Source organism: Novosphingobium organovorum (genome assembly GCF_022832435.1).
Classification (GTDB): Bacteria; Pseudomonadota; Alphaproteobacteria; order Sphingomonadales; family Sphingomonadaceae; genus Novosphingobium; species Novosphingobium organovorum.
Genome location: NZ_JALHLF010000005.1, coordinates 52449 through 72974 on the forward strand (window position 1 = coordinate 52449; position 20526 = coordinate 72974).

Below are 20526 nucleotides of genomic sequence, written 5' to 3' on the forward strand. Positions count from 1 at the left end.
GGCGCACCGCGGGTAACCTCCAGCCTTGCACGCGGATCACGAGATTGCCGGAGCCACGCGAAGACGCGTGTTAACCCTCGTTCCCCGCAAAAGCGCCTATCCGGCGGTATCGCGCATTTCGTGGGCCAGCCGGGCGATCATGGCGTGGATCTCGCTGCCCAGGAACGGCTTGGCGAGCATCGGGCGGTGGCTGTGCCCGGCGGGAAGATGGCGCCGGTCATACCCGCTGACGAAGGCGAAGGGGGTGGCCCTTTCAGCCAGCGCGTCGGCGACCGAATCGATCCTCTCGCCGTTGAGGTTGCCGTCGAGCAACGCCAGGTCGGGGGTCGCGCGGGTGATGATGTCGATCGCCTGTTCGCACGAGGCGGCCGGGCCCAGCGGGATGCCGCCGTTGTCTTCGATCTCCATGGCCAGTTCCATCGCCACGAGAGGTTCGTCCTCGACGATGAGGATGCGCAAGTTCGCGAGTGAGGGGCCAGGCGCGCCCTCACTTTGCGTCGCCTCGCCCGCCTGGGCCGGAGCCTGTGCTGGTGCAGGTGCCGGGTCGCGAAGCGGTTCGGCCACCGCAGCGGACAGGGGCGCGGTTTGGCCCATGGCACAGCTGCAGGGCGGTTCGATCGGCGCGAGGCGTGGGGGCGATGTCCGATCGCGCTCGGACCCTGCGACGAGCGGAACGTCGAGATCCCAGACTACCCCGAAGGGCGCAAAATTGGCGGCGATGCGGGCGCCATCGGAAGCGAGACTGCCTTCGATCAGGCTCGATCCGAAACCGCGCCGCTCGGGCTGGATGACGGCTGGGCCGCCGCGTTCCTGCCAGCGCAGGCGCAGCCAGTCCCCTTCGCGCGTCCAGCTCAGCGAGACGGTGCCCATCTCGTTCGACAAGGCGCCGTACTTGTGCGCGTTGGTGGCCAGTTCGTGGAGGATGAGCGAAAAACGCAAAGCCAGTTCGGGGGGCAGATCGACATCGGGGCCCGAAAGCACCAGACGGTCTTCGCCCAGTGTGCCGATGGCGACCTGGTCCGCGATCAGATGGCGCAGGCTCGCGCTGTCCCAGGTCGTCGCGCTGAGCAGCGAATGGGCGCGCGAAAGCGCCTGGATGCGGCCCGAGAAAGCCTCCTGGAACTCCTCGGGCGAGCGGGCGTGGCGAAACCCCTGCGAGGCGATCGCCTGGACCGTGGCGAGGGTGTTCTTGACCCGGTGGTTGAGCTCGCCGATCAGCAGCTGCTGGGTGCTTTCGGCGCGGCGGCGCTCGGTCACGTCGATCATGGTGAGCAGCACGCTGCCGGGCATCCGCCCGCTTCCGGCGAGTGCGGTGACGTACCATTCGCCTTCGCGGCGGGTGCCGTCGGCGCGGCGGAAGCGATGATCGTGGACGGCGCGTCCGTCGCGGCTCTCGATCATCGAACGGATCGCGGCGATCGCGCGCTCGCGTTCGTCTTCGAGCAGGAAGGGCACCTCGTCGAGATGGCGCCCGATCATGTCCTGCGCGCTGTAGCCCATCGCGCGTTCCGCGCCCTTGAACCAGTTGGTGATGCGCAAGTCACCGTCGATCTCGATCGTGGCGAGCAGCGAGTTGTCGCTGTAGGCCCGCAGCCGCCCCAGCGCGATGCCCAGTTCGTCGCGCTGGCGGGCGATCTCGCGGCGCTGGCGGGCCAGTTCGACGAAGACCGCCGCCTTGGAATTGAGGATCGTGATGTCGAGCGGCTTGAGCAGGTAATCCACCGCGCCCGCCTCGAAACCACGGAAACGGCGCCGCTCGTCGGTTGCCACGGCGGTCAGGAACATGATCGGCACGCCCTTGGTCCGCTCGGTCCCGCGCATCAGTTCGGCCAGTTCGAAGCCGTCCATCTCGGGCATCTGGACGTCGAGCAGGGCGAGCGCGAAATCGTCGCGCAGCAGGAGTTCGAGCGCTTCGAAACCACTCGAGGCCGTCACCAGTTCGACACCGGGCTGGTCGAGCGCGGCTTCGAGCGCGATGAGGTTTTCACGCACGTCGTCGACGGCGAGAATCTTGAGCGGCTCATTCAGCATAAGCGGCCTCCTGGGTTTCGTGGGCACGGCGTCGCCAGACTTTCTCGTCGGGGGCGAATTCGGTGAAGTTTTCGCGCTCGGGCGAAAAGTGGACGGTCTCCTTGGAGCCGAGCCCGAGGAAGCCGCCAGGTGGCAGCGAGCGCGAGAACAGGCCCAGCGCGCGGTCTTGCAGCGTGCGGTCGAAGTAGATCAGCACGTTGCGGCTGGAGACGAACTGGACCTCGGAAAACACCGCGTCGCTGGCCAGGTTGTGGTCGGCGAAGACCGCGCGCTGGCGCAGGCTCGGGTCGAACCGGGCGACGCCATAGTGCGCGGTGTAGTAATCCGACAAAGAGGCCTTGCCGCCCGCCTCGCGGTAATTGCGCGAGAAGCCCGAGAGTCGCTCGATCTCGAAGATGCCGGCCTTGGCGCGTTCGAGCGCGGCGGTGTTGATGTCGGTGCAGTAGAACAAGGTGCGCTCCTCGAGCCCTTCCTCGCGAAAGAGGATGGCCATCGAGTAGAATTCCTCGCCATTGGCGCAGCCCGCGATCCACACCTTGATCGAGGGCCAGGTGCGCAAGTGCGGGATCACCCGTTCGCGGATTGCGCGAAAATATTCCGGATCGCGGAACATGTCGCTGACCTGGATGGTCATGAAGCCGATCAGTTCGGGCAGGCATTCGGGCTGGTGGAGCACGCGTTCGAGCAGGCCGGCAAGGTTGGCGTGGCCGAAGTGAACTTGCGCGCGCTGGAGGCGGCGCAGCACCGAAGTACGGGAATACTCGCGAAAATCGTACTGATAACGCCGCCAGATCGCCTCCACCAGCAGGTCGAGTTCGATCTCCTCCACGCTGTCGCCGCTGCGCATGACCATCATGGGCGGGGCATCCACACGCGCACGAGGCTGAGCAGCTTGTCGACGTCGAGCGGCTTTGGCAGGTAATCGTTGGCGCCCGCATCGAGGCATTCGCGGTGGTCGCGTTCCATCGCCTTGGCGGTCAGCGCGATGATCGGCAGCGATTGCCACTGCACGTCCTTGCGAATTTCGCGCATGCAGGTGAGGCCGTCCATCTCGGGCATCATGATGTCCATCAGCACGAGGTCGACCGGGGCGCCGTCGCTGTCGGCCGAGCGGGCCAGCTCGCTCAGCGCTTCCAGGCCATTGCGCGCGATGCGCACGTTCACCCCGTGCGGTTCGAGTACCGAGGTGAGCGCGTAGACGTTGCGGATGTCGTCCTCGACCACGAGGATCTGGCGCCCCTCGAGTGCGGCGTCGCGGCCGAGCGAACGCGCCAGCAGTTTCTGCTTGTCGTCGGGCAGTTCGGAAACGACCTGGTGGAGGAACAGCGTCACTTCGTCGAGCAGACGCTCCGGGCTCTTGGCGCCCTTGATGATGATCGACTTGGAATAGCGGCGCAGGCGCATTTCCTCTTCGAGCGAGAGGTCGCGCCCGGTGTAGACGATCACCGGGGGGAAGCTGACGGCTTCATCGGTCGAGAGGCGCTCGAGCAGGTCGAGCCCGGTCATGTCGGGCAGGTTGAGGTCGAGCACCATGCAGTCGAACGTGTCGCTGCCCAGCCGTTCGAGGCAATCGGCGGCGGTCTGCACCTCGAGCGTTTCGACATCGCGCGAGGCGAGCAGGTGGTGAAGCGATTCGGCCTGGGTGGCGTCGTCCTCGACGATCAGCACGCGGCGCAGGCGCTGCGCCATGCGCGCCTCGAGCCCTTCGAGCATCGTCACCAGCGTCTCACGCGCGACCGGCTTGAACAGGTAACCGACCGCGCCGCTCGCCAGCGCGTCGTGATCGTCGTGATCGGCCGAGACGATATGGACCGGGATGTGGCGCGTGCGCGTGTCGCGCTTGATGCGGTCAAGCACCGAGAGCCCGGTGTGATCGGGCAGGTGCATGTCGAGGATCACCGCCTGGGGGAGGTACTGGCGGGCGAGCAGCGCGCCTTCGTCCGCCGTGCCCGCGATCAGCACCTGGAAGCCCACCTCGTGGGCGATGTCGGCGAGGATGCCGGCGAAGGCGGGATCGTCCTCGACGACGAGGATCGTGCGCGAATCCCCGGTCAGCGCCTCACGGTCGTCGGGGATGATCGGGGGCGAGGGGGCGAACGGCGCGCGCGCGGCGGTGGCCGGAGCGCTTGCCGGGGGTGTTTCGCGCAGGCCGAGCGGGGGGCGCGTGCGCTCCGTGTTCGGCGCGGTGAAGTGGCGCGGCAGGGTGATGGTGAAGGCGCTTCCCTGGCCGGGTTCGCTTTCCAGCGTGATCGCACCGCCCAGCAGGCCGGCCAGCTCGCGCGAGATCGACAGGCCAAGTCCGGTGCCGCCGTACTTGCGCGCGATGCCGCCATCGGCCTGGCGGAAGGCTTCGAAGATGGTCTCGCGCTGGGCTTCGGGAATGCCGGTTCCGGTGTCGCGCACGGTGAAGGCGAGCCGCTGCGCGTCGGGTGCGGTGACCGCGATCGCGACCTCGCCCTCGGCGGTGAACTTGAGCGCGTTCGAGAGGAAATTGCGCAGCACCTGTTCGAGCCGCAGGAAGTCGGTCTCGATCGTCTCGGGCGCGTCGGGCGCGGTCTCGAAGCGCAGGGCCAGCCCCTTGCGCTCGGCCGAGGCGCCGAAGGCGTCGCCCAGCTTGCGCAGCAGGTCGGCGATGCGCACGTCGCTGGGGTCGAGATCGAGCCGGCCGGCCTCGATCTTGGAAATGTCGAGCACGTCGTTGATGAGCGTGAGCAGGTCGTTGCCCGAAGTCTCGATCGTGCGCGCGTAGCGCACCTGTTCCTCGCTGAGGTTGGCGCCGCGGTTGTCGGCGAGCAGGCGTGCCATGATGAGCAGCGAGTTGAGCGGGGTGCGCAGCTCGTGGCTCATGTTGGCGAGGAATTCGGACTTGTAGCGGCTGGCCTGTTCCAGCTCGTCGGTCTGGGTGCGCAACCGGGCCTGCGCGCGGGCGAGTTCGTCGCGCTGCGATTCGAGCGAAGCGGTCTGCTCCTCGAGTTGGGCGTTCGTGCGTTCGAGATCGGCCTGCTGGCTTTCGAGCTGCGACTGCGAGGCCTGGAGGAGCTTGGCCTGGGCCTCCAGTTCGTCGTTGGTGGCGCGCAGTTCCTCGCTCTGGTTCTGCAGCTCCTCGGCTTGCTGCTGGGTTTCGGAAAGCAGCTGTTCGAGCCGCGCGCGGTACTTCGCGGCGCGCAGGGCGACACCCATGATGCCCGAGATGCGATCGAGGAATTCGGGGGCGAGATCGGCCTCGGCCTCCGGACTGTCGAGGAAGGCGATCTCGATCAGGCCGTTGGTGCGCGCGTCGATCGCGCTGGTGCCGATCACCAGCCGCTCGGGATGGCCGCGGCCCATGGCGCTGCCAAAGGTGATGTAGCCCTTCGGAACGCGGGTGATGGTCGCGCTGCGGCCATCGGCGATGGCCTCGCCGAGCAGGCCGTCGCCGCGCTCGATCGTCTCGGGCACGTCGGCGCCCGGCGGGATGGCGTAGCCCGCGATACGGCGGAAGACGCCATCGTCGTTGACGTAGAGCAGCGCGGCGCAGGCGCCGAAGCGGCGGGCGATGAAGGTCAGCGCCCGCTCGCCCAGGTCCTGCAGGCTGAGATTGCCCTGGAGCGCGCGGGCAATGTCGGTCTCGGCCTCGCGCAGGTGCTGCTCGCGTCGGCTGGCGTTGCGCATGGTGATGAACACCGTGCCGATGCCAGCCAGCATCATCGTCGTGGCGCAGGCCAGCGTGCGGTTGATGAAGGCGAAGTCGTCCGATGCGTTGGTCGGGGCGAGCATGAAGCCGGCGACGATCAGCAGGCACGCGCTGGCCCCGACGGTGACCGGGGCAAGCCGGTGGCGGGCGAGAAAGGCCAGCGTGGTGGGAATGAGGTAAAGAACCCAGATTCCCATGCCCAGGGGCGAGGTGGCATCGGCCGCGAAAGTGAGGCCCAGCAGGACGGCCAGCAGGGCGTAGAGCAGGGGGCGGGAGTCGAGTGCGCGTACGATCGTCATTCCAACTTCGACGCGCTGCCCGTTCGGCTGCGCGCCGTTAACCTCCTGATGCAGCTGCCTGGATCGCTCAACGCGTTTTCTTCCAAATGGTTCCAGACTTTTTTGCGATGCTCTGCCGCGGGTTCGCACAAGGGGTGAAAACGGGGGCGTGCGGGGGCTCCAAATTATCCTTAACCTTTTGGCTCTAAACGGTGAGGGGTGCGGCGCACGAAGGAATGAGGCTGGGGCTGGGACGAATGAAGTTGTCGGTTGTACGGGCGCTGGGCCGGATCATACGGGACAAGCGCGGCAATATCCTCCCCTTGGCCGCCATCGGCATGGTGCTGCTGACCGCGATGATCGGCGGCGGGGTCGATTTCAGCCGGGTCTACCGTGCGCGCAACCAGCTCCAGGCGGCTTGCGACGCGGGTGTGCTGGCCGGGCGTCATGCGGTGACGACCGACGGCTACGACGCCGATGCCGAGGCCGAGGCGGACAAGTTCTTCGAGGTCAATTTCACCTTCGGCGACGGGGCGACCTTCACCAGTTCATCCGACGATGATGGCAACAACGTCGAGGGCGTGGCGAGCTATACCGTCAACCTGCTGATCATGCGCCTGTTCGGGTTCAACAGCTTCGCCCTGACCACCAACTGCACCGCCTCGATGGGGGTGGGCAATGCCGACGTGATGATGGTGCTCGACACCACCGGCTCGATGACCACCGCGCTGGGGAGCACCACGCGCATCGCCGCGCTGCGCACCGCGATGAAGAATTTCTATTCCACGCTGTCGGGCTCGCTGGGCGATTCCAACGCGCGCGTGCGCTATGGCTTCGTGCCTTACAGTACGACGGTCAACGTCGGGCACCTGCTCTACAACCTCAACCCCGATTACATCGCCGACACCCACACCTACCAGTCGCGGGTGCCCTATTTCATCGACTATTCGACCGCGACCGAAACGGGCTCGAGCACGAGCACCGGGTCGAGCTCGCTGAGCAGCAGCGGCAGGTACTCCAACACCTCGTATTCCTCGCAGTCCAGTTGCGAGAGCGCGCTGCCGACGAGCGACACCTCCTATTCGGATTCGGGCAGCGCTTCGACCAGCACTTCGACCAGTTCGTCCTCGGATACCTCGGTCACGGTCACCCAGACCAGCTCGCAGCCCCAGACCATGACGACTTACGCCTGCGTCGCGTCCTCGAGTGGCGGTGGTGGTTACGGCCACGGCAGCAGCAGCACCAAGTACTATATTTATTATTACACCTACACGCGCACGTCCAAAACGACGACGACGTATAGTGCCTCGTACACCAACACGCCGACCTCGAACTCGACGTTCGACCACTGGAAGTACATGGCGGTCGACTACGATACGAGCACGTTCAAGACGTTCGCTTCGACGACCACCTACACCGGCTCGAGCGGCGCTTCGGTCAGTTCGACCTGGGACGGCTGCATCGAGGAACGGGCGACCGAGGCGGCCGATGCGGACGACATCGACTGGTCGTCGAGCGATGGCTATTCGCCCAGCGGGATGCTCGACATGGACATCGACACCGCGCCCGATGAAAGCGACGACAGCACCAAATGGGCGCCGCTGTGGTATCAGATCGTCTACACGCGTGCGGGAACGTCGACCAGCAACACCAACTCCTTCAGCCTCGCCACCTCGACCACGGGGTCGTCGTCGACGGTATCCGAAACCTGTCCTTACGCGTCGCAGGGACTGGAAGAGATGTCGCAGTCCGACTTCGATGCCTACGCCGATTCGCTGACGGCATCGGGTAATACCTATCTCGATGTGGGTATGGCCTGGGGCGGACGCCTCCTCTCGCCCGATGGTATTTTTTCCAGCACGGTCAACGAAGAGCCGAGCAATGGCGCGGAAGTGTCGCGGCATATCATCTTCATGACCGACGGCGAGATGCAGACGGCGCTCACCGTCAGCTCTGCGTGGGGGGTTGAGTGGTTCAACCGCCTGGTCACCGACAGCGGCGGCAGTGCCTCGCAGTCCGACGATCGCCACACCGCCCGCTTCCTCGCCGAATGCAAGGCGATCAAGGCCAAAGGTATCCGCATCTGGGTGATCGCGTTCACCTCGTCGCTGTCCGATGATCTGACGACCTGCGCCTCGGACGACAGTTCGTTCACCGCCAGCAGCAGCAGCGACCTCAACGACGCCTTTCAGGAAATCGCCAAGGAAGTCGGCGAGTTGCGGATCGTTTCGTGAGCAGGAGCGGCACCTTGCGCGCGCGGGGCCCGCGAAGGCGCCGGATCGCGCGGGCGATGGCGCTCGGGCGGGCCGGGCTGAGTGACGTTCGCGGGGTGACGGCTCTTGAATTCGCCGTGGCGGGGCCGATCCTGATCCTGCTCCTGTTGGGCTGCCTTGACCTTGGGCAGATGCTCTATGCCTCGGCGCTGCTGCGCGGCGCGGTGCAGCAAGTGGCGCGTGACGCGACACTGGAAACCGCCGACACGGATGATCTCGATACCTACCTGGAGAAGATCGTCGGCGATGTGGCACCGGGCGCCACCTTCACGATATCGCGTAAGAGCTATTACGATTTTTCCGACGTCGGACGCGCGGAATCGTGGGACGATTCCAACGACAACGACGTGTGCGATGACGGCGAGGCCTACGTCGATGAAAACGGCAACGGGCAATGGGACGAGGATATCGGGGTAAGCGGTAACGGGAGTGCGAGCGATTCGGTGCTTTACACGGTGACGATGACCTTCTCGCCGCTCTTCCCGGTTCCGTTTCTCTCCAGTTCCTCGAGCGAGCACACCCTGACCGCCAGCGCTTTCAAGAAGAACCAGCCCTATGCGTCGCAAGATGACTACGGCTCGTCGGCCGGGACGTGCGACTGATGGCCCGTAGGTGGCTTCGCGCTTTGGCCCGGCGGCGTTCGGGCATGGTCCGGCGTGCCTTGGAAATCGGACGGGACACGCGCGGTGTGTCGCTGATCGAACTGGCGATCGCCCTTCCGGTGTTGCTGACGCTTGGTCTCTACGGCGGCGAGATGGCCTACATGACGATGACCGACATGCAGGTAAGCATGTTGGCGACGTCCTTGGCCGACAACGCCTCGCGTCTTGGCCAGACCGACAACAGTTCGGTGACGCCGACCGTTACCGAGACGGAAATCAACTCGATCATGACCGGCGCACTGACCGAAGGTTCGCCGTTCTATTTCGAGAACCACGGCCGCATCATCCTTTCCAGTCTGGAATACGACAGCGATACCGGCGGGCAGTACATCCACTGGCAGCGCTGCTCGGGCGAGCTTGACCGCTCCTCGGCCTACGGCGAGGAAGGCGATACCGTGACCAGCATGGGCGCCTCGGGGCACACGGTGACGGCCAGCAGCGGATCGGCGGTGATGTTCGTCGAGGTTTACTACAACTACCAGCCGCTGTTCGGGAACATCTTCGTCAAGGACACCACGTTCTACCACGAAGCGGCTTTCCTCATTCGTGACGATCGCAATCTGACCAGTGGCGTGACCGGTAGCGGCAGCACGTCCGACTGTTCCTGAAGGCTCTCGGGCGGGCAGCTCCGCTTGCCTGTGGTGGTGCCTTTGCGGGTGCCCGTGCTGGTCTTTGCGACCGATCAAGGTTAGCCTTGCGCATCCAGGGTAGGGCAAGGGGCATGAACCGGCCCCGACCCTTTGCCAGCACCAGCGGGAGCATGACACTGGGCCAGCGTCAGCCCTTGACCGAACCGACCCGCGTGGGTGACGAACCGCTCGGGCGGGATGATGCGCTGCTGCGGGACAGGGCGGTGGTGCGCGCGCTGCGCGACATGGCGCTTTGTGCGGGCGGGACGGTGCTCGGCGCACGGCTCGACGGCCCGCTGGCTTTTCTGGCCATGCAGTCGATCTGCAGCGGCGACGGCTTCGATCCGATCGGCGCCATCGCGGTTCATGCCCGCGTGCTGCCGATGACGAGCGCGATCATGGCCGTCATCGCCCTCCTGTGCCAGTGGCCTGGGCCCATGCCTCGGGCAACGGCCTTGGCCATGACCGGGCGCGATCGCGCGCTGCGCTGGGTCGCGTTCGGGGTGCGCGCGATGATGCTGTTCGTTGCCATGATGCTGGTGATGAGCGTGATGCAGGCACCCTTCCGCCTGTTGGCCCCGGCGTCCGCGTCCGGCGCGGTGCTGGCGTCGGTCACGGGGATGTTGCTGCTCGCGGTGGTTACCGCCGTGGTGCGTCCGCTGGCGCTGCGCGTGCCGTTCCTCATTCCCTTCTGCTGCCGTTGATGGCCCCGATCCGCTCCGCGCTGGGTGATCCGGTTTTGCAGCTGTTAAATTGCGAATTGATCGCAGTAATTGTGCGCCTTATGCTTTGTTTTACACATTGGGGCGGCGTGTGTTCTTGATGTTGCCGGCGCGGCGGTAACATTGTTGCGGAGAGGCGGCGGTCCTCGCTGTGAACAGGTCGTGTATAATCGCTTTATATCAGCCTGTTGTTTGGCGTCGCTTGGCACGCGAACGGAGCGGCTGGCACTTGCCTGCGAGGGTGGGTGAGGACGCGCGACCCGGCCATTTTCTGCGGTTTGTCGGTATATTTTACAGATTTTCGGATCTGTGCGTTTCTGTGGTTAACTAGCAGGCCTTATTTCGAGGCTGGTACGGCTCTTGCTTAATGGATCTTCGGCTGATGTTAACCAAAGGAGGGGCGACCGGTGAAACGATTTTTGGGGATTTTGCTGGCAATGATCGGGGCGGCGCTGGCAACGCCGGCTCTGGCCGATGCCATTACGCTCGATGCCTCGGATGTGGGCAATAGCTACACGCTGACGTACGATGGCTACAAGGACGGCACCACCGTTGATGGCCTGACCGGGACGATCACGCTGACCCTGGTGGCCGTGACCGATACCGCCTACACCTTCTCGTACACGGTGACGAACACCACATCCGATCCGGTGACCGGTTCACGCATTTCGAGCTTCTCGCTCAACACCGATCCGACGATCGACACCGCGACGAGCACCGGCGCGTTCAGCTACACCACGCTCGATTCGACTTATCCCAACGGGATCGGCACTGTCGACGTGTGCTTCAAGGACGCGGCGACCGGATCGTGCGCGGGCGGCGGCAGTGGTGGTCTGACCCTTGGCGAAAGCGGATCGGGCACGTTCACGCTGACGTTTTCGCAAGCGGTCGATTCGATTACGCTGAGCGATTTTTATCTGCGCTATCAGTCGATCACCGGTGTCGACGGGGTCACTTCGGCCAGCGGTACGGGCACGCTTACCTCGACCAGCAGTGGCGGTACCGCGGTTCCCGAGCCGAGCATGCTCGTTCTGTTCGCCTTCGGCGTGCTGGCGATCCTGATCGGGCAGCGCAAGTCGTTTGCGCGGCGGCCGGCGCGGCGGATGGCTTTCGCCTGACCGCGCTGTTTACGGCGCATCGCCTCTCGTGGGGGGAGGGGGCGCCGGACGCGGTCCAAAAGCAAAAGGGCCCTTGGCGACAAGGGCCCTTTTTCGTGCGCGTGATCCTGGCTAGGGTCAGTCGTCGGTTGGTTTTGCCTGGGCTTCGACGGTGCGCAGGTGGCGCGCGATGGTGGTGTTTTCCGGCGCGGCGGCGGCGGCCTTGCGCAGCAGGGTGAGCGCGCGCGCCTTGTCCTTGCCGGTTTCGTAGAGCAGCCAGGCTGCGGTATCCATGACCGAGGCGTTGTCGGGCGCGTAGCGCAGCGCCTTGAGTGCAGGCTCGAGCGCGCCTTGCTTGTCACCGAGCTGGCTGCGGGCATAGGCCAGGTTGTTGAGGATGAGCGGGCTGGTGCCGTCGGTCGCGGACAGGATGTCCTGGTAGATCGCCGCCGCGTTGGCCCAGTTTCCGGCTTTGAGCGCGGCGTTCGCATCCGAGACGGCCGCACCCATCGATTGCGGGGTCGGAAAGCGGGCCTTGGCGGCCAGCGCGGCGGCGTCGGGTCGACCCGCGGCCTTGGCGGCCTGGGCGTAGAGGCGCAGGTCGGCCGCCGATGCGGTGCTGCTCTTGACCAGCGGGGCCATTGTGGCGAGCGCGTCGTTGCCATCGCTCAGCCGGATCTGGACCGTGGCCAGCAGCCGCCGTGCGTTGGCGCTGGCGGGGGAGCGGATGAGGACCGGGGCAAGCTCGGCACGGGCCTGTTCGTCCTGGCCGAGCCGGTGCAGCGCTTCGGCGTAGAGAATCGCCGCATCGTCACGATCGCGCGCGATCTGTTCGTTGGCCTGGAGAATGCGGCGGGTGCCTTGCCAGTCGCCACGCGCGGCGGCGGCGCGGGCCTGGAGATAGACCAGCGACGGGGTCTTTGCGGCAACCCCGGCGGCGCTGTCGAGCAGCTTTTGCATGTCCTTCGTCCGGCCAAGATCGCCCAGCACGCCCGCCTTGCCGACCAGTGCGGCGATGTTGCCGGGGTAGGATTGGAGTGCGCGCGAATAGGCCTCGAGCGCCTGCTTGAGGCGGCCCTGTGCGGTGGCGGTCTGTCCGTCCATCAAGAGCGCGTCGATCGAATCGGGCTCGCGCTTGAGCGCCTGGTCGACCAGTGAGCGCGCCCGGACGGTCTCACCTTGCTGAAGCAGGAAGCGGGCGTAATCGGCGAGCAGGTGCGCCGAGGGCGAACCGCTTGCCAGGCCGGTCTCGAAAGCCGTTCTGGCTGAGGCGGGGTCCTCCTTCGCCAGGTAGGCGAGCGCGCGCACGCGTTCGGCTTCGGGGCCGGTGGTGGTGGCGACCGCGCTCAGCGCCGCGTCGGGCAGGCCGCGCAATAAGGCCGCGTCGCCAAGCATCTGCGCCGCGTCCGCTGGCGCCTTTCCAGGCGCAAAGCCCTTTAGCGCCGAGGTCGCCGCTTCGCCATCGCCCAGCGCGAGATAGCTCTGCACGAGCAGGAGGCGGGCCTTGTCGTTTTCAGGCTGCTTGTCCAGAAGGTCGGTCAGATCGAGCTTGGCCTTGGTGAATTCATGGCGGGCATACGATTCTTGCGCGCGCGTGAACTGCTGTGCCGGATCGACCCCGCACCCGCTCAACGTAAGAAAAACGGCGGCGGCGGGAAGAATGAGACGCATGTTCGGACCGGGCTCCCGATGAAAAGACCCGGTATTTCTACTGATAAATGCGTTAACTATCCATGGGTGACGAAGTGGCGCTCTGGCCTTCGGGCGTGCCCGGCGGCTCTCTGTAAGGGCGGCGCCAGTCCATCCGCCAGAGGCGGAGTGTGTTCGCTACATCGCAATGAAGTAAATGGTCGGGGAGAGAGGATTCGAACCTCCGGCCCCTGCCTCCCGAAGACAGTGCTCTACCAGGCTGAGCTACTCCCCGACCGATGCTGGAGCGCCGAAGCGCCCCGGGGCAGGAGCGCGCCTATATAGGGCGATTCTTCAGGTGGCAAGGCCTGATTTCAATATTATGCAGCATGGCGAAGGCGTCCTCCCGAGGAAGCGCCGTTTCCAGCGCGGTCTTCTCCCGAAACCGCGAAGTGCGCCACGAGGCGGGCCATCGCTTCGGCCTCGCTCGACAGGTGGCGTGCGGCGGCGGTGCCTTCCTCGACCATGGCCGCGTTCTGCTGCGTTGCCGAATCGAGGCGGCCCATCCGTTCGTTGATTCGCCCGATTTCGCCGGCCTGGCCTTGCGACACGGTGGCGATGCGTCCGATCGATTCGTTGATCTGCGCAATCCCGTTGACGATCGTCATCAACGCTTCGCCCGACTGGCCCACCAGTCGCACCCCGCGCGACACCTGTTCGCTCGACGTGCTGATCAGGGCCTTGATATCGTTGGCCGCATCCGCCGAACGCTGGGCGAGCGCGCGCACTTCGGTGGCGACCACGGCAAAGCCCTTGCCCGCTTCGCCAGCGCGCGCGGCCTCGACCCCGGCGTTGAGGGCAAGCAGGTTGGTCTGGAACGCGATGCCATCGATCAGCGTGATGATCTTGCTGATTTCCTGGGCGGAATATTCGATCTCGCTCATCGCGTGGACCGCGCTTTCAACCACTTCGCTACCGCTCAGCGCGTCGTCGCGGGCCTTGGTGACATTGCCTTGCAGGTCGAAGGCCGAGGTTGCGTTCTCGGTCACCGTGACGTTGAGCGCGCGCAGGGTGTTGGTGATGTCCTCCAGCGTGGCGGCCTGTTCCTCGGTGCGCAGCGCCAAGTCGTCGGTCGCGGTGCGGATCTCGCGCGAGCCGGTCTCGATCTGCCCGGCCGAGCGGGTGACGTTGCGCACGATCTGGTCAAGCTCGCCCGCCGCGGCGTTGAAGTCGCGGCGCAGCGCCTCGTAGCTGGCGGGAAAGGCGCTGGTGATGCGCAGCGACAGGTCGCCGTTGGCCAGCGCGCGCAGCGCCGAGCCGATCTGGTCGATAACGCGGTTCTGCTCGTCGGCCGCGCGCTGGCGTTCCTCGAGCGCGAGTTCCTCGGTGCGTTCGCGCGCGTTTTGCGCGGCGGCCTGCTCGATCACCAGTGTCTCGAAGTTGCGGGCGATGAGGGTCAGCACGGCCGTCTCCGCGACCACGATCACCGCATGAAGGACGACGCGTTCGATGTCCGAACCATCGGGAAAGACCAGCGAGGGGGCCAGGAAGTTGGTGAAAAGGTGGTGCACGGCCGTTACCGCAGCGGCCAGCAGCACGGGGCGCCAATCGGCCAGCAGCATGAGCATCGCGATGGCCGCGAAGAACTGCATGTGCAAATCGAGCATCCAGTGCTGCCCGCTCCACTGCCACAGCATGATGGCCGGGTAGAGCGGGTAGGCAAAGCCGAGGGCAAGCCGGGCCTGTGACCCTGCGTTACCGCGCAGCACGAGCGTGGTGGGCACGATCGAGACTGCGGCGGCGAGCGCGGCGGGCATGAGGCCGGTTCCGGCGAAGAACGCGTTGGCGGTGATGACGAGGACACAGATCCATCCGATGGCGACCAGGATCGTTGCGCCTTTGCGGCGCAGTTCGTTGAGTTCGTTCATGAAGGTTTTGCCGTTTGCTGGGGGTCGGGGGCGCCGCAAAGGGCCTCGGGCACGGCAAGAAGCACGGCGCCGTCGCGCAGCGCCGCTGCGAACAATGGGCCTGAGGGGACGCGTACGTAGAAGGACCCGGCGGTGGGGCCGGGGCCGATGAGGCTGGCGCCGTGCGCGCGCGACCAGGCGATGGTCTGTGCGGGCCGGGTGGCGCCCAGCGGAAGGTAGAGCGCCGCGCCGCCCGCGACCGGCGAAAGCGCGGCCAGAAGCACGCACAGGGCGATCATGGCCTGGATCGCGAGGGGCCCCGGCAGCCGGAGGTGGGCGGATCGGCGATGGCCGACCGGAAGGCGTTGCAGGGCGTTCATGGGGGCACCATGGCGCAGCGCGCACTTCGATGGCGCAAAGGCGCGGCTAGAAGCATATACGTAGCTATCCGGTTCGCGCGGGTCCTGCCGTGTCCCCTTGACCTCTTTCGCGCCGGGACATCGGGGGCTAGTACCCTGGGCATGTCCGAGATTCTCACGCCCCCTTCCGCGCTTTCCCCGTCGCCTGCGCCCGCCGGTTCGCCCGCTGGGGCACCCGAACGCCATTGGGAGGAACAGTACCTCGACCTCATGCGCTATATTTGGGAGCGTGGTGACGCGCGTGGCGACCGCACCGGGGTCGGCACGCGCTCGGTCTTCGGGGCGACCATCCGCTTCGATCTGGCGGGCGGGGCGATGCCGTTGCTCACCACCAAGCGGGTCTACTGGAAGACCGCCACACGCGAATTGCTGTGGTTCCTGACCGGCGACACCAATATTCGTTCGCTGTGCGCGCAAAATGTCCAGATCTGGACCGACTGGCCGCTCGATCGTTACCGCCGGGAGACAGGCGCGGTGATCAGCCGGGAAGCGTTTTCGCAAGCCATCGTCGAGGATGAAGCCTTCGCGCGCGAATGGGGCGATCTTGGGCCGGTCTATGGCAAGCAGTGGGTGGACTGGCCGACTTATGAGCCCGTCGGAGAAGGGTTGTTTCGCAAGGGGGCGGGCGTCAACCAGGTGGCCGAGGTGGTGGAGAGCATCACCAACAATCCCGGCAGCCGCCGCCACATCATCGAGGGGTGGAACGTGGCCGAGCTTGGGTCGATGGCGCTGCCGCCGTGCCACAAGAGCTACCAGTTCCACGTCGCGGATGGGCGCCTGTCGTGCCTGCTCTATCAGCGCAGCTGCGATCTCGGGCTCGGCTTTGCCTTCAACATGTGGTCGCTCGCCGCGCTGACGCGGATGATGGCGCAGCAGTGCAACCTCGAGCCGGGCGAGGCCGTTTGGACAGGAGGCGATGTCCATCTCTACCTCAACCACGCCGAGCTGGTCGAGGAGCAGCTGTCGCGGCGCCCTTCGGGTGAGGCAAAGCTGACCTTCGCGCGGCGTCCGGCCTCGATCTTCGATTATCGCATCGAGGATTTCGAGGTCAGCGGATACGCTCCGCAAGGCGCGATTTCCGCCCCCGTCGCGGTGTGATCCGCTGCGGGGACTCGTTCGATTGACATTGCCATGGTTTGAAATATTATGACTTGACCGTGGAATTTTGATGCACTGCAACAGATAAGCGCAGGCAGCGGTTCTCACGGGTCCGGCAACGGCGGGAGAGAACGAACCATGGTCGACGAAAGGCCCTCCAGAGCAGCGCTTCGCGGCAACCTGCCGCCTCTGGCGTTGCATGTCCCCGAACCGCGTTTTCGCCCCGGCGACCGGGTCGACTATTCCTGGCTCGACATTCCCGAGGCGGGCGCCTTGCCCCGCTTCGACGAGGCCTGCGAGGCGCGCGAGACCTGGCCCGCGACGCTCGGCATGATCCGGGTGCTCGACGAGGAACACCGCGCGGTGGGGGGCTGGGACCCCCGGCTAGAACCCGAAACGCTGCGCCGCATGCTGCACACCATGGCGCTGACCCGTGCCTTCGACGATCGCATGTACCGGGGGCAGCGGCAGGGCAAGACCAGCTTCTACATGAAGTGTACCGGCGAGGAGGCGATTTCGGTGGCCTGCGCCTACGCGCTGGCGGGCGATGACATGGTGTTTCCCAGCTATCGCCAGCAGGGCATTCTCATCGCGCGCGGGTTTCCGCTCGTCGAGATGGTCAACCAGATCTATTCGAACCGCGCCGACCGGCTGAAGGGCCGCCAGTTGCCGATCATGTATTCGGCGCGCGATTATGGCTTCTTCACGATCTCGGGCAATCTGGCGACGCAGCTTCCCCAGGCGGTCGGCTGGGCCATGGCGAGCGCGATCAAGGGCGACACGCGCATCGCGACCGGGTTTGTCGGCGAAGGATCGAGCGCGGAAGGCGATTTTCACGCGGCGATGACCTTTGCCGCGGTCTACAACGCGCCGGTCGTTCTCAACGTGGTCAACAATCAGTGGGCGATCTCGAGCTTCTCGGGCTTCGCCGGGGCCGAGCGCTCGACGTTCGCGGCGCGTGCGGCGGGCTATGGCATTGCGGGGCTGCGGGTCGATGGAAACGACGCGCTGGCGGTCTACGCCGCCACGCGATGGGCCGCCAACCGCGCGCGGGCGAATCAGGGGCCCACGCTCATCGAGCATTTTACCTACCGTGCCGAAGGGCACTCGACCTCGGACGATCCTGCCGCCTACCGCTCCGCGCACGAGCGCGAGGAGTGGCCGCTGGGCGATCCGGTCATGCGCCTGGCGCGCCATCTCATCCAGCTTGGCGAGTGGGATGACGCGCGCCACGCGGCAATGGACCGCGAAGTCGCCGAAGAGGTCAAGGCCGCGGCGAAGGAGGCGGAGAAGAACGGCGTGCTTGGTCACGGCTTCCACCATCCGTTTCACACTATGTTCGAGGATGTCTTCGAGGAACTGCCGTGGAACCTGCGCGAACAGGCCGAGCAGGCGATCCGCGAGCGCGTGACCAAGTGGCCCGAGCGCGCCGGGGGGAATGACGGCAAGGGCAACACGGGAGGCGCGGCATGATCGAGGAAGACGTGGTGAGCCTCAAGGAAAGTCCGTCGCGGGCGATGACCATGATCGAGGCGATCAACGACGCGCTCGACGTGATGATGGGGCACGACCCTGATGTCGTCATCTTCGGTGAGGACGTCGGTTATTTCGGCGGCGTGTTCCGCGCGACCGCCGGGCTCCAGGCGAAATACGGCAAGACCCGTGTGTTCGATACGCCGATCAACGAATGCGGGATCATCGGCGCCGCGGTCGGCATGGCCGCCTATGGCCTGCGTCCGGTGCCCGAGATCCAGTTTGCCGACTATATCTATCCCGGTCTCGACCAGCTCATCTCCGAAGCGGCCCGGCTGCGCTACCGTTCGGCCGGTGAGTTTACCGCGCCGATTACCGTGCGCTCGCCCTTTGGTGGGGGGATCTTTGGCGGACAGACGCACAGCCAGAGCCCCGAGGCCCTGTTTACTCACGTCTCGGGGCTCAAGACGGTCATCCCGTCCACCCCGCACGATGCCAAGGGGCTGCTGATCGCGGCGATCGAGGACAACGACCCGGTCATCTTCTTCGAGCCCAAGCGCATCTACAACGGCCCGTTCGACGGCTATTACGACCATCCGAGCAAGACCTGGAAGAACCATCCGGGCGGGCAGGTGCCCGAAGGCTATTATTCGATCCCGCTCGGCAAGGCGCGCACCGTGCGAGAGGGGCAGGCGATGACCGTGCTGGTCTACGGCACGATGGTCCACGTCGCCGAGGCGGTGCTGGCCGAGAAGGGGGTGGACGCCGAGATCATCGACTTGCGCACGCTCTGGCCGCTCGATATCGAGGCTGTGGAAAAGTCTGTCCAAAAGACGGGTAAATGTCTGGTGATACACGAAGCGACGCGCACCTCGGGCTTCGGGGCGGAGCTGGTCAGCCTCGTGCAGGAGCGTTGCTTCTACCACCTGGAGGCCCCGGTCGAGCGCGTCACCGGGTTCGATACGCCCTATCCGCATAGCCTTGAATGGGCCTATTTTCCGGGGCCGGTGCGCATCGGCGAAGCGGTCGACCGGTTGCTGAACAGCGAGGCATGAGGGGGAGAAAGATGGCACGCTATACATTTCGCCTGCCCGACATCGGCGAAGGTATCGCCGAGGCCGAGATCGTTGCCTGGCATGTCCGCGTTGGTGACGTGATCGAGGAAGATGGCCGGCTGGCCGACATGATGACCGATAAGGCGACGGTCGAGATGGAAAGCCCGGTTTCGGGCCGGGTGCTCGAAATCGCGGGCGAAACCGGCTCGGTGATCGCGATCGGCTCGCCGCTGGTGGTGATCGAGGTCGAGAGCGGGGAGGAGGAGAGCGACGCCGAACCGGCGACTTCCCGTGAGGAGCCGGTGCCGGACGAAGGTTCGCGGGGCGAAGCGCCGGCCGTTGCGCAGAGCGAGGACCAGCCGGGGGCGGTGGAGGCGGCGCCGAGGGTGCCTGTATCGGCCTCTCCAACCGGGCCTGAGCCCGTGGCGGCGCCCGTTCCGGCGCGATCAGCGGGCGCGAGGGTCATGGCGAGCCCTGCGGTGCGCAAGCGCGCGGCAGACCTTGGCATCGATCTTGGCGAAGTGCGTCCGGCCGAGGATGGGCGCGTGCGGCATGGCGATCTCGACGCTTTCCTTGCCTACAACGCATCGGGCGGTTTCCAGCCCGCCGGGCGCAAGGGCGCGGACGAGCGGGTGCGGGTGATCGGCCTGCGCCGCCGCATCGCGCAGAACATGGCGGCCTCCAAGCGGCACATCCCGCACTTCACTTATGTCGAGGAATACGACGTTACCGCGCTCGAGGAGGCGCGCGCGCAGCTTAACGAGGGGCGGGGCGAGCGGCCACGGCTGACGATGCTGCCTTTCCTCATCACCGCGATCTGCCGGCTTGTTCCCAGGTATCCGATGCTCAACGCGCACTACGATGACGAGGCGGGCGTGGTGACGCGCTACGGCGCGGTGCATCTGGGCATGGCCGTGCAGACCGAGGCGGGGCTGATGGTCCCGGTCCTTCGCGACGCGCAAGGGCTCAATTTGTGGCAGCTCGCCGCCGAGATTCGCCGGCTGGGCGACGCGGCGCGTTCGGGCGCGGCCACGTCCGCCGAACTTTCGGGTTCGACGATCACCGTCACCTCGCTCGGCCCGATGGGGGGCGTTGCCACGACGCCGGTCATCAACCGGCCCGAGGTGTGCATCATCGGCCCCAACCGGATCGTCGAGCGCGCGATGTTCGTGCCGGACGGGCAGGGCGGCGAACGGGTGACCAAGCGCAAGACCATGAACATTTCGATGTCGTGCGATCATCGCGTCGTCGATGGCTGGGATGCGGCAAGTTTTGCGCAGGATCTCAAGGCCTTGATCGAGGCTCCGGCGCGTCTTCTGGCGGGCTAGGCGGGGCTCGGGAAAGGGGGCTCAGGACAAAAACGGCAGACTTGCGTGGGTTCGCGCAAGGCGCATAAAAAAAGATGCAAATCGTGGTGCAATCTTGTTGACAGGCCCGGCTCCCTGTCATAGTGGGCGGCTCCCAAGCGGACGCACCGCCCAAGTATGCGGGTGTAGCTCAGTTGGTTAGAGTGTCGGCCTGTCACGCCGAAGGTCGCGGGTTCGAGTCCCGTCACTCGCGCCACTTGGGACGTTGCTTCG

14 protein-coding genes, 2 tRNA genes and 1 pseudogene are annotated in these 20526 nt (G+C 65.8%); 10 read left to right on the forward strand and 7 right to left on the reverse strand.

Translation table 11 applies throughout. The features are described from left to right. Positions 1–96: 96 nt before the first annotated feature. Genes MTR62_RS02650 through MTR62_RS02660 form a run of 3 tightly spaced genes read right to left on the reverse strand, consistent with a single transcriptional unit; the run spans position 97 to position 6003 of the window. A complete protein-coding gene (locus tag MTR62_RS02650) occupies positions 97–2031 on the reverse strand; it encodes a response regulator (protein ID WP_244016733.1) in 1935 nt (644 codons plus the stop codon). Beyond that, positions 2021–2887 carry a CheR family methyltransferase gene (locus tag MTR62_RS02655; protein WP_244016734.1) on the reverse strand — a complete coding sequence of 289 codons (867 nt, stop codon included), beginning with the start codon at positions 2885–2887 and terminating at the stop codon, positions 2021–2023. Before MTR62_RS02655 ends, MTR62_RS02650 begins: the two co-directional genes overlap by 11 nt. Continuing rightward, positions 2884–6003, reverse strand: coding sequence for a response regulator (locus tag MTR62_RS02660; protein ID WP_244016735.1), 3120 nt, complete (start codon positions 6001–6003; stop codon positions 2884–2886). Before MTR62_RS02660 ends, MTR62_RS02655 begins: the two co-directional genes overlap by 4 nt. A 236-nt stretch (positions 6004–6239) precedes the next feature. Here MTR62_RS02660 and MTR62_RS02665 point away from each other — a divergent pair, with 236 nt between their 5' ends. From MTR62_RS02665 to MTR62_RS02685, 5 genes are all read left to right on the forward strand, one after another. Beyond that, positions 6240–8216 (forward strand): TadE/TadG family type IV pilus assembly protein, encoded by a 1977-nt coding sequence (locus MTR62_RS02665; protein WP_244016736.1) that lies wholly within the window; start codon positions 6240–6242, stop codon positions 8214–8216. Next, on the forward strand, positions 8213–8857 hold the full coding sequence (locus tag MTR62_RS02670) for a TadE/TadG family type IV pilus assembly protein (RefSeq protein WP_244016737.1): 645 nt from the start codon (positions 8213–8215) through the stop codon (positions 8855–8857). The genes MTR62_RS02665 and MTR62_RS02670 overlap by 4 nt, the downstream gene beginning before the upstream one ends. A 59-nt stretch (positions 8858–8916) precedes the next feature. Further along, entirely contained in the window at positions 8917–9525 is a 609-nt protein-coding gene (locus MTR62_RS02675) for a TadE/TadG family type IV pilus assembly protein (RefSeq protein WP_244016738.1), read from the forward strand. A 176-nt stretch (positions 9526–9701) separates the two neighbouring features. Then, on the forward strand, positions 9702–10250 hold the full coding sequence (locus MTR62_RS02680) for a hypothetical protein (protein WP_244016739.1): 549 nt from the start codon (positions 9702–9704) through the stop codon (positions 10248–10250). Between the two features lie 425 nt (positions 10251–10675). Then, positions 10676–11386 carry a cistern family PEP-CTERM protein gene (locus tag MTR62_RS02685; RefSeq protein ID WP_244016740.1) on the forward strand — a complete coding sequence of 237 codons (711 nt, stop codon included), beginning with the start codon at positions 10676–10678 and terminating at the stop codon, positions 11384–11386. A 117-nt stretch (positions 11387–11503) separates the two neighbouring features. On the opposite strand, the gene MTR62_RS02690 is transcribed toward MTR62_RS02685, so the two are convergent. The 4 genes and pseudogenes from MTR62_RS02690 to MTR62_RS02705 form a co-directional block, all read right to left on the reverse strand. Continuing rightward, on the reverse strand, positions 11504–13036 hold the full coding sequence (locus MTR62_RS02690; protein ID WP_244016741.1) for a tetratricopeptide repeat protein: 1533 nt from the start codon (positions 13034–13036) through the stop codon (positions 11504–11506). Between the two features lie 176 nt (positions 13037–13212). After that, positions 13213–13289 (reverse strand) — tRNA-Pro (locus MTR62_RS02695). Positions 13290–13374: 85 nt separating this feature from the next. Further along, positions 13375–13971, reverse strand: a pseudogene (locus tag MTR62_RS21680) (methyl-accepting chemotaxis protein); the annotation flags it as partial. A 947-nt stretch (positions 13972–14918) separates the two neighbouring features. Next, positions 14919–15281 (reverse strand): hypothetical protein, encoded by a 363-nt coding sequence (locus MTR62_RS02705; RefSeq protein ID WP_244016743.1) that lies wholly within the window; start codon positions 15279–15281, stop codon positions 14919–14921. Between the two features lie 141 nt (positions 15282–15422). Between MTR62_RS02705 and thyA the strand changes: the two genes are divergently transcribed. From thyA to MTR62_RS02730, 5 genes are all read left to right on the forward strand, one after another. Next, positions 15423–16418, forward strand: a complete 996-nt coding sequence (thyA, locus tag MTR62_RS02710) for a thymidylate synthase (RefSeq protein WP_268739624.1) — start codon at positions 15423–15425, stop codon at positions 16416–16418. Between the two features lie 138 nt (positions 16419–16556). Then, complete coding sequence (locus MTR62_RS02715) at positions 16557–17891, forward strand: thiamine pyrophosphate-dependent enzyme (RefSeq protein WP_244016744.1); 1335 nt, start codon at positions 16557–16559, stop codon at positions 17889–17891. A 44-nt stretch (positions 17892–17935) separates the two neighbouring features. Further along, positions 17936–18946 (forward strand): alpha-ketoacid dehydrogenase subunit beta, encoded by a 1011-nt coding sequence (locus tag MTR62_RS02720; RefSeq protein WP_244016776.1) that lies wholly within the window; start codon positions 17936–17938, stop codon positions 18944–18946. 11 nt (positions 18947–18957) lie between these two features. Then, positions 18958–20274 carry a dihydrolipoamide acetyltransferase family protein gene (locus MTR62_RS02725; RefSeq protein WP_244016745.1) on the forward strand — a complete coding sequence of 439 codons (1317 nt, stop codon included), beginning with the start codon at positions 18958–18960 and terminating at the stop codon, positions 20272–20274. Positions 20275–20432: 158 nt separating this feature from the next. Beyond that, positions 20433–20509 (forward strand) — tRNA-Asp (locus MTR62_RS02730). Positions 20510–20526 lie beyond the last annotated feature (17 nt).